Below are 15,893 nucleotides of genomic sequence, written 5' to 3'. Positions count from 1 at the left end.
AGTGGAGTCAATGATCGGACTGCTCGTCGGGGTGCCCCTGCTCGGCGCCGCCGTGCTGCTGTGCGGCGGGCGGCGCCTGGACCGCGGAGGGCACTGGCTGGGCACACTGCTGTCCGCCGCCTCCTTCGCGATCGGCGCGGCGCTGTTCCTCTCCATGCTGGGGAAGGACGCCGAGGACCGGGCCATGCACAGCAAGCTGTTCTCCTGGGTGCCGGTGGAGGGCTTCCAGGCCGATGTGGCCTTCCAGCTCGACCAGTTGTCGATGACGTTCGTCCTGCTGATCACCGGCGTGGGCACGCTCATCCACATCTACTCGGTCGGCTACATGGAGCACGACCCGGGGCGGCGGCGCTTCTTCGGCTACCTCAACCTGTTCCTGGCGGCGATGCTGCTGCTCGTGCTGGCCGACAACTTCCTGCTGCTGTACGTCGGCTGGGAGGGTGTGGGGCTCGCCTCGTATCTGCTGATCGGGTTCTGGCAGCACAAGCCGAGCGCGGCCACCGCGGCGAAGAAGGCGTTCCTGGTCAACCGGGTCGGTGACGCCGGGCTGGCCGTCGCGATCTTCCTGATGTTCACCACCTTCGGCAGCTTCGCCTTCGCGCCGGTCCTCTCCTCCACCGGGGAGGCGGGCGAGGGCACGCTCACCGCGATCGGGCTGATGCTGCTGCTGGCGGCCTGCGGCAAGTCCGCGCAGGTGCCGCTCCAGTCCTGGCTGGGCGACGCGATGGAGGGCCCGACCCCGGTCTCGGCGCTCATCCACGCGGCGACGATGGTGACCGCCGGCGTCTACCTGATCACCCGGTCCGGCGCGATCTTCAACGGCGCCCCGGACGCGCAACTCGTGGTGGTCGTCGTCGGCGGCGTCACGCTGCTCTTCGGTGCGATCGTCGGTTGCGCGAAGGACGACATCAAGAAGGCGCTGGCCGGCTCGACCATGTCGCAGATCGGCTACATGATCCTGGCCGCCGGGCTGGGGCCGATCGGCTACGCGTTCGCCATCATGCACCTGGTCACCCACGGCTTCTTCAAGGCCGGGCTGTTCCTCGGGGCCGGTTCGGTGATGCACGGCATGAACGACGAGGTCGACATGCGGCGCTACGGCGGACTGCGCACGCACATGCCGGTCACCTTCGTGACGTTCGGGCTGGGCTATCTGGCCATCATCGGCTTCCCGGGCCTGTCCGGGTTCTTCTCCAAGGACCAGATCATCGAGGCCGCGTTCGGCAAGGGCGGCACCGAGGGCTGGATCCTGGGCGCGGTCACCCTGCTGGGCGCGGCGCTCACCGCGTACTACATGACGCGCGTGATGCTGATGACCTTCTTCGGCGAGAAGCGCTGGCAGCCGGACGCCGAGGGCCGCGAGCCGCACCCGCACGAGTCCCCGAAGATCATGACGATCCCGATGATCGTGCTGGCCTTCGGCTCCGTCTTCGCGGGCGGTCTCTTCAAGGCGGGCGACACGTTCGTGGACTGGCTGGAGCCGGTGACGGCGTTCGAGCACGGGCACTCCCCGGTCTCGGCCACCGCGGTGACGGCCTCGACGATCGTCTCGCTCGTCCTGGGCGTGGGCGTGGCCTGGTTCCAGTACGGGCGCAAGCCGGTCCCCGCGGTCGCCCCGCGCGGCAGCCTGCTCACCCGTGCGGCCCGCCGGGACCTGCTGCAGGACGACTTCAACCACGTGGTGCTGGTCAGCGGCGGTACGCATCTGACCCGCAGCCTGGTCTACGTCGACAACAAGGTCGTCGACGGCGCCGTCAACGGCACGGCCGCCGGCTTCGGCGGTCTCTCCGGACGGCTGCGGCGGCTCCAGAACGGGTTCGCCCGCTCCTACGCGGTCTCGATGTTCGGCGGCGCGGCTGTGCTGATCGCCGCGACCCTGCTGATGAGGGCGGTCTGAGTTATGTCATTTCCCCTGCTGACGGTCACGGCAGCGCTGCCCGCCGTCGGGGCCGTCGCCACGGCGGCCGTTCCGGCGGCCCGGCGCACCGCCGCCAAGTGGCTGGCGCTGGCCGTCTCGCTGGCCACGCTGGTGCTCTCGGGCGTGGTGCTGGCCCGCTTCGACCCGGGCGGCGCCCGCTACCAACTGACCGAGTCGCACGCCTGGATCTCCGACTTCGGGGTCCGCTACGAACTGGGCGTCGACGGGATCGGCGCCGCGCTGATGGCGCTGACGGCGCTGCTGGTCCCGTTCGTCATCGGCGCCGGCTGGCACGACGCCGACCAGGTCGAGGAGCGGGAGAACAGCCGCTGGCGGCCCACTCAGGGCTTCTTCGCGCTGATCCTCGCCGTCGAGGCGATGGTGCTGGTCTCGTTCGCGGCCACCGACGTCTTCCTCTTCTACATCTTCTTCGAAGCGATGCTCATCCCGATGTACTTCCTCATCGGCGGCTTCGGGGACCGGGCACACGCGGCCGGTGAGGAGGAGGGCGCCAAGCAGCGCTCGTACGCGGCGGTGAAGTTCCTGCTCTACAACCTGGCGGGCGGGCTGGTGATGCTGGCCGCCGTCATCGGGCTGTTCGTCGTCAGCGCGGACAGCCTGGGCGAGGGCACCTTCTCGCTGCCGGAACTGCTGAAGGCGCGGGCCAGCGGCGATCTGACGATCTCGACGACGACCGAGCGGCTGCTGTTCCTCGGCTTCTTCGCGGCGTTCGCCATCAAGGCCCCGCTGTGGCCGCTGCACACCTGGCTGCCGAACGCGATGGGCGAGGCCACGGCCCCGGTCGCGGTGCTCATCACCGCCGTCGTCGACAAGGTCGGCACCTTCGCGATGCTCCGTTTCTGCCTGGGCCTGTTCCCGAACGCCAGCGAGTGGGCCACCCCGGTGGTGCTCGGCCTGGCGCTGGTGAGTGTGCTGTACGGGGCGCTGCTGGCGGTCGGACAGCGGGACATGAAGCGGCTGATCGCCTACGCCTCCATCTCGCACTTCGGCTTCATCATTCTGGGCGTCTTCGCGATGACCAGCCAGGGCCAGGGCGGCGCCACGCTCTACATGGTCTTCCACGGCATCTCGACGGCCGCGCTGATGCTGGTCGCCGGGTTCCTCATCTCGCGCCGCGGCTCGCGCCTGATCGCGGACTACGGCGGAGTGCAGAAGGTCGCTCCGGTGCTGGCCGGCACCTTCCTGGTGGGCGGGCTGGCGACGCTCTCGCTGCCCGGTCTGGCGCCGTTCGTCAGCGAGTTCCTGGTCCTGGTGGGCACCTTCAGCCGCTACCCGGTGGCGGGGATCGTCGCCACCGCGGGCATCGTCCTGGCCGCGCTGTACGTGCTGGTGCTCTACCAGCGCACCATGACCGGCCCGGTGCGCAAACCCGAGATCGAGAAGATGCCGGACCTGAAGGTGCGGGAGCTGGCCGTGGTGGCGCCGCTGGTCGCGCTGCTGCTCTTCCTCGGTGTCTTCCCCAAACCGCTCACCGAGATCGTCAACCCCGCGGTGGAGCACACCCTCTCGGATGTACAGAAGAAGGACCCCGAGCCGCAGCATCCCGTGGCCGACCACACTGATCCCTCGGCGTGGTTCGACTACAAGCCGGCCGGACACGGCGGAGGTGACCACGAGTGATCGGTATGACAGACGCGGCGTCGGCGGGCGGTGCGTCCGCGGCGTCCGGTGTCCCCAGCCTGTGGACGGTCGCGGCGGGCGCGGGCGACACGCTGCAGGCCCCGAGCATCGAGTACGGCAAGCTCTCCCCGGTGCTGATCGTCCTGGGCGCGGCCGCCCTCGGCGTCCTGATCGACGCGTTCGCGCCGCGCCGGGCCCGCTACAGCGCCCAGTTGTTCGTCGCGCTGGCCGGACTGGCCGCCGCGTTCGCCGCCGTCATCGGGCTGGCGGCGAGCGGTGCGGCCACCACGAAGGCGCAGATCGCCGGGATGGGCGCGCTGGCCGTCGACGGCCCTGCGCTCTTCCTGCAGGGCACGCTGCTCCTGGTCGGGATCGTGGGTGTCTTCACCTTCGCCGAGCGCAGGCTGGAGCCGGCCGCGCACGGCAGCCGGGTGGACTCCTTCGCGGCGCAGCCCGCCTCGGTGCCCGGCGGTGAGGGGGAGCAGCAGGCGGTCAAGGCGGGCTGGACGACCACCGAGGTCTTCCCGCTGCTGATGTTCGCGGTCGGCGGCATGCTGCTGTTCCCGGCGGCGAACGATCTGCTGACCCTCTTCATCGCGCTGGAGGTCTTCTCCCTCCCGCTGTACCTGCTGTGCGCGCTGGCCCGCCGCAGGCGGCTGCTGTCCCAGGAGGCGGCGGTCAAGTACTTCCTGCTGGGTGCGTTCTCCTCGGCGTTCCTGCTGTTCGGCACCGCGCTGCTGTACGGGTACGCGGGCACCGTCAACTACTCCTCCATCGCCCGCGTGGTGGCCGGGACCGACGCGGTCACCGACCCGGTGCTGGCCGACACCACGGGCAACGACGCGCTGCTGCTGATCGGCAGTGCGCTGGTGGTGATGGGCCTGCTGTTCAAGGTCGGTGCCGTTCCCTTCCACATGTGGACCCCGGACGTGTACCAGGGCGCGCCGACGCCGGTGACCGGTTTCATGGCGGCGGCCACCAAGGTGGCGGCGTTCGGCGCGCTGCTGCGGCTGCTGTACGTGGTGCTGCCGGGGCTGCGCTGGGACTGGCGGCCGGTGATGTGGGGCGTGGCGATCCTGACCATGCTCGGCGGTGCCGTGGTCGCCATCACCCAGACGGACATCAAGCGGCTGCTGGCCTACTCCTCGATCGCGCACGCGGGCTTCCTGCTGGCCGGCGTCATCGCCACCTCGGAGGACGGCATCTCCTCGGTGCTGTTCTACCTGGCCGCCTACTCCTTCGTGACGCTGGGCGCCTTCGCGGTGGTCACGCTGGTGCGGGACGCGGGTGGCGAGGCGACGCACCTGTCCAAGTGGGCGGGGCTGGGGCGGCGCTCCCCGCTGCTGGCCGCGGTCTTCGCGGTCTTCCTGCTGGCGTTCGCGGGCATTCCGCTCACCTCCGGGTTCGCGGGGAAGTTCGCGGTGTTCAAGGCGGCGGCCGAGGGGGGCGCGGGTGCGCTGGTCGTGGTCGGTGTGATCGCCTCGGCCATCGCGGCCTTCTTCTATCTGCGGGTCATCGTGCTGATGTTCTTCAGCGAGCCGCGGGCCGACGGGCCGAGTGTGGCGGTGCCGAGTGCCATGACGACCTCGGCGATCGCACTCGGTGTCGTGGTCACGGTGGTGCTGGGCGTGGCGCCGCAGTACTTCCTGGATCTGGCGGGGCAGGCGGGGGTGTTCGTGCGGTGACGCGGGGAGCGACCGCGCGGCGGCCCCGTACGGCCCGCTGTTCCACGACGTAGCCGCCGGTCCTAGGAGCCGACCGGGGAGATGCCGCCAGAGACCCGCGACCGGGCCTCTGGCGGCTTCTTGTGGGGTTGTCGGTGACAACAAGCGCGCTGAAACGGTAGGAATTCCAGTCATGGGTTGTGTGATTCTCCGCCGGGAGAACGGCGGTTACGAGGGGAAGCAGGGCGGCGTCTTCACCGAGGGGGTGTCGGCCGAATCGGTGGGGGCCAAGGGACTGTGTCTGCACGTCCTGCACATCCCGGCCAACTCCCGCGGGGAGCCCCATCTGCACGCCGGTCACGAGTCGGCCATATACGTCGTCAGCGGTGCGCACGAGATCTGGCACGGGGAGGACCTCTCGCACCGCGACACCCTCCATCCGGGTGACATGGTCTACGTGCCCGCCAACATGCCGCACATGCCGGTCACGGGCGAGGAGCCGGTGACCGTGGTGGTGGCCCGTACCGATCCCCGCGAGCAGGAGTCGGTGCATCTGCTCTCGCCGCGCGATCCCTGAGGAGACGGTCCCTCGGGGGTGCTCCGCGCGGTCCGGGGCCGCCGGAGCACGGGCGCGGCGCCCGGAGCGCCCGGTGTCCGGGGCGGAGCCGTCGACCTTTTTGCGTGAGCACGACAATCACGCGCAGGGGCTCTCTCCCGGAGTCGGCACCGGATGTCAGCCGTCCGGCTTATCGTGGCGGGCATGCTTCAGGAGAGTGCCGAGAGGCCGGGTGGGACGTCCGAGACGGCAGCGCTGCGGGTGCTGCGCAAGGTCTTCGGCTACGACGCCTTCCGCGGACAGCAGGAAGCCGTCATCGACCACGTCGTCGCGGGTGGCGACGCGGTGGTGCTGATGCCGACCGGCGGCGGCAAGTCCCTGTGCTACCAGATCCCGGCCCTGGTCAGACGGGGTACGGGTGTGGTGATCTCGCCGCTCATCGCCCTGATGCAGGACCAGGTGGACGCGCTGAAGGCGCTGGGCGTCCGCGCCGGGTTCCTCAACTCCACGCTCGACCTCGACCAGCGCCGGGTGGTGGAGGCCGAGTTTCTGGCAGGTGAGCTCGACCTGCTCTACATCGCCCCCGAGCGGCTGCGGCTGGAGACCACGACGGCGCTGCTGGAGCGCGCCGAGGTGTCGGTCTTCGCGATCGACGAAGCGCACTGCGTCGCCCAATGGGGTCACGACTTCCGGCCCGACTATCTGAATCTGTCGATGCTCGGTGAGCGCTGGCCCGACGTGCCGCGCATCGCGCTGACCGCCACCGCCACCCGCGCCACCCACCAGGAGATCGTCCAGCGGCTCGGGCTTCCCGCGGCGCGCGACTTCGTCGCCAGCTTCGACCGGCCCAACATCCAGTACCGCATCGTTCCCAAGCGCGACCCCAGGAAGCAGCTCCTGCGCTTCCTCAAGGAGGAGCACGAAGGCGACGCGGGCATCGTCTACTGCCTGTCGCGGAACGCGGTCGAGCGCACTGCCGAGTTCCTGTGCGCGAACGGCGTCGAGGCGGTTCCCTACCACGCCGGGCTGGACGCGGGCACCCGCGCCGCGCACCAGGCCCGCTTCCTGCGGGAGGACGGACTGGTCGTGGTGGCCACGATCGCCTTCGGCATGGGGATCGACAAGCCCGACGTGCGGTTCGTCGCGCACCTTGATCTGCCCAAGTCGGTCGAGGGCTACTACCAGGAGACGGGCCGGGCCGGGCGCGACGGTCAGCCCTCGCACGCCTGGCTCGCCTACGGCCTCCAGGACGTCGTCCAGCAGCGCAAGCTGATCGAGAGCGGCGAGGGTGATCCGGCCTTCCAGCGCCGGGCGCGGTCGCATCTGGACGCGATGCTCTCGCTGTGCGAGACGGTCCGCTGCCGGCGCGGTCAGCTCCTCGCCTACTTCGGCCAGGAGCCGGCCGAGGGCGCCGCCGAGCTCTCCTGCGGCAACTGCGACACCTGCCTGTCCCCGCCCGAGTCGTGGGACGGCACGGTACCCGCGCAGAAGGTGCTCTCCACCGTCGTCCGGCTCAAGCGGGAGCGCGGCCAGAAGTTCGGCTCCGGCCAGCTCGTGGACATCCTGCTGGGCCGCAGGACGGCCAAGGTCATCCAGTTCGACCACGACGGGCTGTCGGTCTTCGGCATCGGGACCGAACTGGCCGAGGGCGAGTGGCGCAGCGTCATCCGGCAGTTGATCGCCCAGGGCCTGCTGGAGATCGAGGGCGAGCACGGCACGCTGGTGCTCACCGACGCGAGCGCCACCGTGCTGCGCGCCGAGCGGGAGGTGCGGATGCGCAAGGACCCGGCTCCGGCCCGGTCCCGCGCGGCCGGGTCCGCCGGGAGCCGGTCGGGCGGCGGCTCCTCCGGCAGGGCGGCGGTGGCCGCCGAGCTGCCCGAGGAGGCCGTACCGCTGTTCGAGACCCTCCGCGGCTGGCGGGCCGAGCAGGCGCGGGAGCAGGGCGTTCCCGCCTACGTGGTCTTCCACGACGCGACCCTGCGCGAGATCGCGGTGCGGCGTCCCGGAACCCTGGGCGAACTCGGCGAGATCACCGGTGTCGGGGAGAAGAAGCTGGCGACGTACGGGGAAGGGGTGCTGGCGGCACTGGCGGGTGGACCCCCGGAGTGAGGGCCCGGGCGGCCGCCCGCCGCGTCCGGCACGGGTGCCGGACGCGGGTGCCGGGCGCCTCAGGCGGCGCCGGCGGCGGGCTCCACCCGCCCGCGGACCTCGCCCAGGCCGACGCGGGTGCCCTCCGGGCCGGGGGCCCAGGCGGTGAGCACCACCTCGTCGCCGTCCTCCAGGAAGGCCCGCTTCCCGTCGGGCAGCTCCAGCGGCTCGCGCCCGCCCCAGGTGAGCTCCAGCAGGGAGCCGCGCTGCGCGGGCTCCGGGCCGCTCACGGTGCCGGAAGCGTACAGATCGCCGGTCCGCAGCGAGGCCCCGTTCACCGTCATGTGTGCGAGCTGCTGCGCCGCGGTCCAGTACATGGTGGAGAACGGCGGCTCGGCGATCACGTGGCCGTTGAGCCGCACGGTGATCCGCAGATCGAACCCGCCCGGCTCGATGCCGTCGGCCCCGTCGGCCCCGTCGTCAAGGTATGGCAGCAGCGGGGCGTCGCGCCGCGGGGGTGCCACCCGTGCGGCGTCCAGCGCGTCCAGCGGGGTGATCCACGGCGAGACGGAGGTGGCGAACGACTTGCCCAGGAAGGGGCCCAGCGGTACGTACTCCCACGCCTGCAGGTCACGTGCGGACCAGTCGTTCAGCAGCGTCACACCGAACACGTGGTCGCGGAACCCCGCCATCCCCACCGGGGCGCCCAGCGGGCTCGGGGCGCCGACGACGAAGCCGACCTCCGCCTCGATGTCCAGCCGCCGCGAGGGGCCGAAGACGGGCAGCGGCTCGTTCGGGGGCTTGCGCTGGCCCTGCGGGCGCACCACCGGTGTGCCGGAGACGACGACCGTCCCGGCGCGCCCGTGGTAACCGATGGGCAGATGCTTCCAGTTGGGGGTGAGGGCGTCGCCGTCGGGGCGGAAGATCCGGCCGACGTTGGTGGCGTGGTGTTCGCTGGCGTAGAAGTCGACGTAGTCGGCGACCTCGAACGGCAGGTGGAGCCGCACCTCCGCGAGCGGCAGCAGATGGCGGGCCGCGGTCTCGCGGTGCGCGTCGTCGGTCAGCCATGCGCGCAGCCGCGACCGCACCTCCTGCCACCCGGGCCGGCCCAGCGCCAGCAGGGGGTTGAGCGAGGGCGCTCGCAGCACGTCGGCGTGGGGGGAGCCGAACGCGGCGGCCGCGGCGCCCAGGTCGAGCACGTCGTCGCCGAACCGGACGCCGATCCGGCGGTGGCCGGGCCGGTCCGGGGTGCTGAAGAGGCCGTACGGAAGGTTGTCCGGGCCGAAAAGGGCACTGTCACTCATGGGGGTCAGGCTATGTGTCGGGTGCCTGCCCTGGCCCTACCCGTTTCCGCGAAAGACCGGCCCGATCGCGCCGGGGCGTCCCGCGCGGAACGCGCCTGATGCGGGCCGTGCCCCTGATCCGGTATATACCGGCATGGCGCGTCAGGCGTGTTCCGCGGGGCAGGCGCCGACCGTGATCGTTATGTGACCGGCTACGCTGCCACGGGAGGGTCCCCCTGGCCGACAGGGGTATCCGGCCGAGAAGACCTGAAGAACACCGCACACCAGGAAGACCGCAGCACCGGGAACGCCGGGCGGGTGCAGCCACCTGCCGGAGACGGCGCCGACCGGTGCCGCACGATCCGGACCCGTTCGTTCCGCGTACGCAGACAGGAGTACCCCTCGTGACCGTCGTCGGGCCCTTCGGGCTGAGCGTGCGGGACCAGGCTGTCGAAGCAGACGTCCTGGCCGGGTTGGCGGCCGTCGATGAGGGCCTCATGGAGGCCACCAAGAGCGACGTCCCCTTCATAACGGAAGCGGCGCAGCACCTTGTGCGGGCCGGTGGCAAGCGCTTCCGGCCACTGCTGGTCATGCTGGGGGCCCAGTTCGGCGATCCGCATGCGCCCGGGGTGGTGCCCGCCGCCGTCGTCGTCGAGCTGACCCACCTCGCCACGCTCTACCACGACGACGTGATGGACGAGGCCGACGTGCGGCGCGGGGTGCCCAGTGCCAACGCCAACTGGGACAACTCCGTCGCCGTCCTGACCGGTGACTTCCTCTTCTCCCGCGCCTCGCACATACTGGCCGACCTCGGCCCCGAGGCCGTCCGGGTCCAGGCCCAGGCGTTCGAACGGCTCGTCACCGGCCAGATCATGGAGACCGCGGGGCCCGCCGACGGCCACGACGCCATCGACCACTACCTCGAGGTGATCGCGGGCAAGACCGGTTCGCTGATCGCCGTCGCCGGGCGCTTCGGCGCCATGATGTCCGGTGCCGACGAGCGGACCGTCTCGGTGCTCACCCAGTACGGGGAGCGGGTCGGCGTCGCCTTCCAGCTCGCCGACGACGTCCTCGACATCGCCAGCGACGAGCACGAGTCCGGCAAGACCCCCGGCACCGATCTGCGGGAGGGCATCCCCACCCTGCCGGTGCTGTACCTGCGCGCGCGTGCGGCGAGCCCGGACGGGACCCGCGAGGACCGCGAACTGTGCTCGCTGCTCGACGGCGACCTCGGTGACGACGGGCGCCTCGCCGAGGCACTGGCCGCGCTGCGCGTCCACCCCGCGCTGGAGCAGGCCCGCCGGGCGACCGTCCGGTACGCCGACGAGGCCCGCGAGATGCTCGCCCCGCTGCCCGACAACGCCGCCAAGGCCGCCCTGTCCGGGCTGTGCACGGCGGTGGTGGACCGAGCGGGCTGACCTTGCGCGCCGGGCGGCCCGCCCGGGTCACCGGTCTGCTCGGCACCGGAGGACCCCGGTTCGCGGGCCCGTGACCGCGGGATTCCGGGCATCGGCCCGCACGCGACCCCGAGTCGGTCCCGTGCGGTACCAACCCGGAGGCGGAGCACGGTCATCCCGGGGGAGTAGTGGAATGTGCCTCCGACGGCTGACGCGGCAGAGCGCAGGATTTGGTGCCATGGAAGCACCACCCCGCACCGATTCGGGTGAGAATGGCGGCAAGGGGTGGACGAGTGCGACCTACGGAGCCGCCGCCGACACGGAGGTAGGACAGACAGATGGCACAGATCCAACCGAGGAAGCCCCGGCGCAGGGCGGCGCGGTACGCCGTACCGGTCGCCGTCGCCGGGGTCGCCGCCGCGACCGTCGGCCTGGTACCTGCGCTCGCCAGCTCCGGCGATCCCGATCTGCCGGAGATCACGGCGGAGGAACTGGTCGCCAAGGTGGCCGCGTCCGATGTCGACCAGCTCTCCGGCACCGTCCGGGTGAAGACCGATCTCGGCCTGCCCTCGCTGCCCGGTGGCAGCGGCGGCGGGAACGGCGGCTTCGGCGGCGGTGCCGGCGAGGGCGGGGACGGCGTGGAGGGCAAGGCCGCGCAGCCGGACGCCTCACCCGGGAAGAAGCTGTCCGAGCTGGCCTCGGGGGAGCATCTCCTGCGCTTCGCCGCCGACGGCCCCGACAAGCAGCGCGTCTCGATCATGGAGGACGCCGCCGAGTACAGCCTCGTCCACAGCGGACGCGACCTGTGGGCCTACGACAGCGGCAGCAACGCGGCCTGGCACGCCGAGGCACCCGAGGGCGCCGGGCATGCGGGGAAGCACGACGGGCCGGCAGGCCCGGACGCGGTAACCCCGCAGAAGGCCGCGAAGCAGCTCTTGAAGGACCTCGACTCGTCCACGTCCGTGGCCGTCGACGGGACGGCGAAGGTCGCCGGGCGGGACGCCTACCAACTGGTCGTCAAACCCAAGGGAGCGAACGACTCCACGATCGAGTCGGTCCGCATAGCGGTGGACGCGGACAAGGGGCTGCCGCTCAGGTTCACCGTCGACCCGAAGAAGGGCGGCGATCCGGCGATCGACGTGGCCTACACCAAGGTGGACTTCGGGAAGCCGGACGCGAGCAGTTTCACGTTCCGGCCGCCCAAGGACGCCAAGGTCACCGAGGCGAAGCCGGACGGCGACCGGCGGGCCCCCAAGGGCCCCGGCGGACTCTCCGGTCTGGAGCTCCTGGGCGGGTCGGCGGGCGACTGGAGCACGGTCGCCACGTTCGACAGCGGGATGCCCGGTGGGCCGGGTGGCGGGAAGTCGGGCGGTGACAAGCGCGCCGACGAGCTGCTGGACAACTTCACCGACAAGGTGAAGGGCGACTTCGGTACCGGACGGGTCTTCAGCACCCGGCTGGTGAACGCCCTGATGACCGAGGACGGCCAGGTCTACGTCGGTGCCGTCACCAAGGAAGGTCTGGTCAAGGCCGCCGACGAGCACGTGGGCGCCGAGTAGCGGCTCCGAGGTGCCGGTCGCACCGGTGAACCACCGGTGCGACCGGCACCCGCTGAACCACCGGCGGCACGACGAGGAAGGGCAGGGCACGGATGGCCGAGCGGACCGCCGTGGCGGGGGACACCGGTGCGGTGATTGCTACCCAGGGACTCACCAAGCGCTACCGGGGTGGTCAGCTCGCCGTCGACGCGCTCGACCTGTCCGTCCCGCGCGGCAGCGTCTTCGGCTTCCTCGGCCCCAACGGCTCGGGCAAGACCACCACCATCCGGATGCTGCTCGGCCTCATCCAGCCCACCGGCGGTGCCGCGCACCTGCTCGGCGAACCGATGCCCGGCTCCGGACGCCGGGTGCTGCCCCGGGTGGGCGCCCTCATCGAGGGGCCCGCGCTCTACGGCTTCCTCTCCGGACGGGCGAACCTGCTGCGGTACGACGCCGCCGACCCCACCGCCGACCCGCGCACTCGCGCGGCCAGGGTGGACCGGGCCCTGGAACGGGTGGGCCTCTCGGGGGCCGCCGCCAAGAAGGCGCGGGCCTACTCACTGGGCATGAAGCAGCGCCTGGGCCTGGCCGCCGCCCTGCTGCAGCCGCGCGAGCTGCTCGTCCTGGACGAGCCGACCAACGGCCTCGACCCGCAGGGCATGCGGGAGATCCGCTCGCTGGTCCGGGAGTTGGCGGAGGACGGCAGCACGGTCTTCCTCTCCTCCCACCTGCTGGACGAGATCGAACAGGTCTGCACCCACACGGCCGTCATGCACCACGGCCGACTGGTCACCCAGGGGACCGTCGCGGAGATGTCGGCAGGCGCCCGCGGCCGGCTGACCGTCACCACCCCGGACCCGGGTGAGGCCGCCCGGGTGCTGAAGGAGCACGGGGTGTCCGACCTGAGCACCGCGGGCGAGGAGCTGAGCGGCGATCCGCCGCCGGGCGACCCCGCGGAGCTGAACACCGCCCTCGTCCGGGCCGGAGTACGGGTCCGGGCCTTCGGGGTACGGCAGGCGTCGCTGGAGGACGTGTTCGTCTCACTCACCGGGGAGGGCTTCGATGTCGCGGGCTGAACCGGTGTACGACGCACGGTCCGCTCCGCGGGTGTCGCCGCTGTGGCTGCTGGGCCTGTTCCGCAGCGAACTGCTGGTCACCTTCCGGCGCTGGCGCACCCTGGCGCTGCTGGGCGTGCTGGCGGCCGTTCCGGTGCTGGTCGGGGTCGCGGTGAAGGTCGAGACCAGCGACGGCGGCTCGATCGGGTCCGGCGGCGGGGAGGGCCCTGCCTTCATCTCCCAGGTGACCAACAACGGGCTGTTCCTGGTCTTCACCTCGCTCGCCGCCACGCTGCCGTTCTTCCTGCCGATGGCGGTCGGTGTGGTCGCCGGGGACGCGGTGGCCGGAGAGGCGGGCGCGGGCACCTTGCGCTACCTGCTGGTCGCCCCGGCGGGCCGCACCCGGCTGCTGCTGGCGAAGCTGACCACCGTGGTGGCCTTCTGCCTCGCGGCGACACTGACGGTGGCGGTCGCCGCATTGCTGACCGGGGCGCTGCTCTTCCCCACCGGAGAGGTCACCCTGCTGTCCGGTACCGCGGTCTCCTTCGGGGAGGGACTGCTGCGTGCGGGGGCCATCGCCGTGCTGGTCGCCGCCGGCCTGCTCGGCCTGGCGGCCCTCGGCCTGTTCGTGTCGTCCCTCACCAACAGCGGCATCGCCGCGATGGCCACCACGGTCGGGCTGCTGATCACGGTGCAGATCCTCAACGCCATCCCGCAACTGGACGCGTTCCACCCGTATCTGTTCCCGCACTACTGGCTCAGCTTCGCCGATCTGCTGCGGGACCCCGTCTACTGGGACGACATCCTGAAGAACCTGGGCCTCCAGGCCCTCTACACGGCGGTCTTCGGCTCGGCGGCGTGGGCCGCCTTCACCAGCCGCGACGTAACAGCCTGACGGCCCGCTGCGACTCCCTTCGCGGGGGGCGTCTTCGCGGGGTCCGTTCCCCTCCGCGGGGTGCGGTGCTTGTGGGGGGCACGCCCCCTGGCCCCTTCGGCTATCCCCTTCGCGGGTGGCCCGGCTCCGTGGGGGCACGCCCCCGTTGTCCTTCGGCTGCCGCCGAGCGGTCGTGTCGGGGGGCGCTGCCCCCCAACGGCCCCCCGCTAAGGGGGCTCCGCCCCCTTAGAAACCCCCAGGCACCAACACTTCTCCCTCCCCCTCCCGTATCCGGCAACCGCCGGGGGCCTTTCGGCTGCGGGAGCGTTCTTGTGCTGTGAGGGACGGCATCAGGACTTTTCCCGCACCGGACGGACCGAAGGAAAGGTCCGGAGCAAGGTCCGTAAGGGTTTGCGTGGGTGCGGCTGGGGGTCCTAGGGGGCGGAGCCCACTAGCGGGGGGCTGTTGGGGGGCGGAGCCGCCCCAACGCCCGTCCGGCGAGGACAACGGGGGTTCGGGGGCGAAGCCCCCGACAACGGCGCCGCACCGAGGCGAACAACGGACGGGGGCACCCAGCGAAGGGGGGAGGAGGCGGCGCCCCCGCAAGGGGGCGCCGGGCCAGGAGGGGCGAGCGACCGCGGGGTCAGCGCTCGGCAGCCCCCGCGACGGGCGTACCGGCGCCGCTCGGACCGGCGGCAGCCGCCGCCGCAGCGGCGGCGGTCTCCTCACGGGCCCGCAGCGCAGCAGCCCGCAGCTCGGCGCGCCCCCGCCGGGCGTTGCGCAGCGCGTCCCAGGTGAGGATGGTCAGCGCCACCCACACCAGGCCGAAGCCGGCCCACCGCTCGGGGGGCATCTCCTCGCCGAAGACGGTGAGGCCCAGCAGGAACATGAAGGCGGGGGCCAGATACTGCAGCAGCCCGATCGTCGAGAGCGGCAGCCGCACCGCCGCGCTGCCGAAGAAGATCAGCGGCAGCGCGGTCGCCACCCCGGCGAAGGCCAGCAGCACCGTGGTGCCGAGTCCGCCGGTGGCGAAGGACGATTCTCCGCGCGAGCCGAGGTAGAGCAGGAAGCCCAGCGCCGGCAGGAACTGCACGGCGGTCTCCGCGCTGAAGCCGGCCACTCCGTCGAGCTTGACGTGCTTCTTGATCAGCCCGTAGGTGGCGAAGCTGAACGCCAGGCAGAGGGAGAGCCAGGGCAGCTTGCCGTAGGCGACGGTCATCACGACGACGGCCGCGGCACCGACGGCGACGGCGGCCCATTGGGCGAGGCGCAGCCGCTCCCGCAGCAGCAGGACGCCGAAGGCTATGGAGACCAGCGGGTTGATGAAGTAGCCGAGGGAGGATTCGAGCACCTTGTCGGTGCTGACCGCCCAGATGAACAGTCCCCAGTTGAGCGAGATCACCGCGGAGGCCAGCACCACCAGTCCCAGCTTCTTGGGCTGGCGCACCAGCGCGGTCACCCAGGACCAGCGGCGCAGCAGGGCCAGGATCAACAGTGCTGTCGGCAGCGACCAGACCATGCGGTGGGCGAGGACTTCTCCCGCACCGATGTCGGAGAGTGCGTGCCAGTACAGGGGCAGCAGGCCCCACATCCCGTACGCCGCGAAGCCGAACAGCAGCCCCGTGCGCTGTGTACTCGGTGTCTGCATGACCCTCCCTGCCTTCTGCCCGGATGTGTTGTGCAAGCTCTCCGCAAGGTAACGGGAGCCGACCGTCTTGTCATTCCCGTTCCGCGCTTTGGTCCTGTCGCTGGACTCCGCGGAGCCGGCGCCGCGATACGGGCCCGGCGGAAGGGCCGCCGTCCGAACAGTCGGCACGCCACGCAGCGGAAGGCGCGCAGCGAACGCCACGCAGCGAACGCCACGCAGCGAAAGACGCAC

The 15,893-nt window shown here is 71.6% G+C and carries 11 protein-coding genes; 9 read left to right on the top strand and 2 right to left on the bottom strand.

The window, feature by feature from the left end:
- Nucleotide 1: 1 nt before the first annotated feature.
- The 5 genes from nuoL (at nt 2) to recQ (ending at nt 7,888) form a co-directional block, all read left to right on the top strand.
- A complete protein-coding gene (gene nuoL, locus BMX65_RS29855) occupies nt 2-1,897 on the top strand; it encodes an NADH-quinone oxidoreductase subunit L (RefSeq protein ID WP_075003480.1) in 1,896 nt (631 codons plus the stop codon).
- A gap of 3 nt (nt 1,898-1,900) precedes the next feature.
- Entirely contained in the window at nt 1,901-3,559 is a 1,659-nt protein-coding gene (locus BMX65_RS29850) for an NADH-quinone oxidoreductase subunit M (protein ID WP_075003479.1), read from the top strand.
- Nucleotides 3,560-3,564: 5 nt separating this feature from the next.
- Entirely contained in the window at nt 3,565-5,244 is a 1,680-nt protein-coding gene (gene nuoN, locus BMX65_RS29845; RefSeq protein WP_075003538.1) for an NADH-quinone oxidoreductase subunit NuoN, read from the top strand.
- A gap of 172 nt (nt 5,245-5,416) precedes the next feature.
- Nucleotides 5,417-5,800 (top strand): cupin domain-containing protein, encoded by a 384-nt coding sequence (locus BMX65_RS29840; protein ID WP_026004235.1) that lies wholly within the window; start codon nt 5,417-5,419, stop codon nt 5,798-5,800.
- Between the two features lie 183 nt (nt 5,801-5,983).
- The gene (gene recQ / locus BMX65_RS29835; RefSeq protein WP_075003537.1) at nt 5,984-7,888 is read left to right on the top strand and encodes a DNA helicase RecQ; all 1,905 of its coding nucleotides are present in this window, start codon (nt 5,984-5,986) and stop codon (nt 7,886-7,888) included.
- Between the two features lie 59 nt (nt 7,889-7,947).
- Here the strand turns inward: recQ and fahA are convergent, their stop codons facing one another.
- Entirely contained in the window at nt 7,948-9,171 is a 1,224-nt protein-coding gene (fahA, locus tag BMX65_RS29830; RefSeq protein WP_075003478.1) for a fumarylacetoacetase, read from the bottom strand.
- A 383-nt stretch (nt 9,172-9,554) separates the two neighbouring features.
- Here fahA and BMX65_RS29825 point away from each other — a divergent pair, with 383 nt between their 5' ends.
- From BMX65_RS29825 to BMX65_RS29810, 4 genes are all read left to right on the top strand, one after another.
- Nucleotides 9,555-10,568 carry a polyprenyl synthetase family protein gene (locus BMX65_RS29825; protein ID WP_075003477.1) on the top strand — a complete coding sequence of 338 codons (1,014 nt, stop codon included), beginning with the start codon at nt 9,555-9,557 and terminating at the stop codon, nt 10,566-10,568.
- 317 nt (nt 10,569-10,885) lie between these two features.
- The gene (locus tag BMX65_RS29820) at nt 10,886-12,106 is read left to right on the top strand and encodes a LolA family protein (RefSeq protein WP_075003476.1); all 1,221 of its coding nucleotides are present in this window, start codon (nt 10,886-10,888) and stop codon (nt 12,104-12,106) included.
- 92 nt (nt 12,107-12,198) lie between these two features.
- The gene (locus tag BMX65_RS29815; protein WP_075003475.1) at nt 12,199-13,161 is read left to right on the top strand and encodes an ABC transporter ATP-binding protein; all 963 of its coding nucleotides are present in this window, start codon (nt 12,199-12,201) and stop codon (nt 13,159-13,161) included.
- The gene (locus tag BMX65_RS29810; protein WP_075003474.1) at nt 13,148-14,035 is read left to right on the top strand and encodes an ABC transporter permease; all 888 of its coding nucleotides are present in this window, start codon (nt 13,148-13,150) and stop codon (nt 14,033-14,035) included. The genes BMX65_RS29815 and BMX65_RS29810 overlap by 14 nt, the downstream gene beginning before the upstream one ends.
- A gap of 622 nt (nt 14,036-14,657) precedes the next feature.
- Here BMX65_RS29810 and rarD read toward each other — a convergent pair.
- A complete protein-coding gene (rarD, locus tag BMX65_RS29805; protein WP_075003473.1) occupies nt 14,658-15,662 on the bottom strand; it encodes an EamA family transporter RarD in 1,005 nt (334 codons plus the stop codon).
- Nucleotides 15,663-15,893 lie beyond the last annotated feature (231 nt).

The organism is Streptomyces qinglanensis (genome assembly GCF_900111245.1).
GTDB classification, from domain to species: domain Bacteria; phylum Actinomycetota; class Actinomycetes; order Streptomycetales; family Streptomycetaceae; genus Streptomyces; species Streptomyces qinglanensis.
The sequence above is the reverse complement of the archived record's forward strand: the minus strand, read 5'-3'. Positions and strand labels throughout refer to the sequence as shown.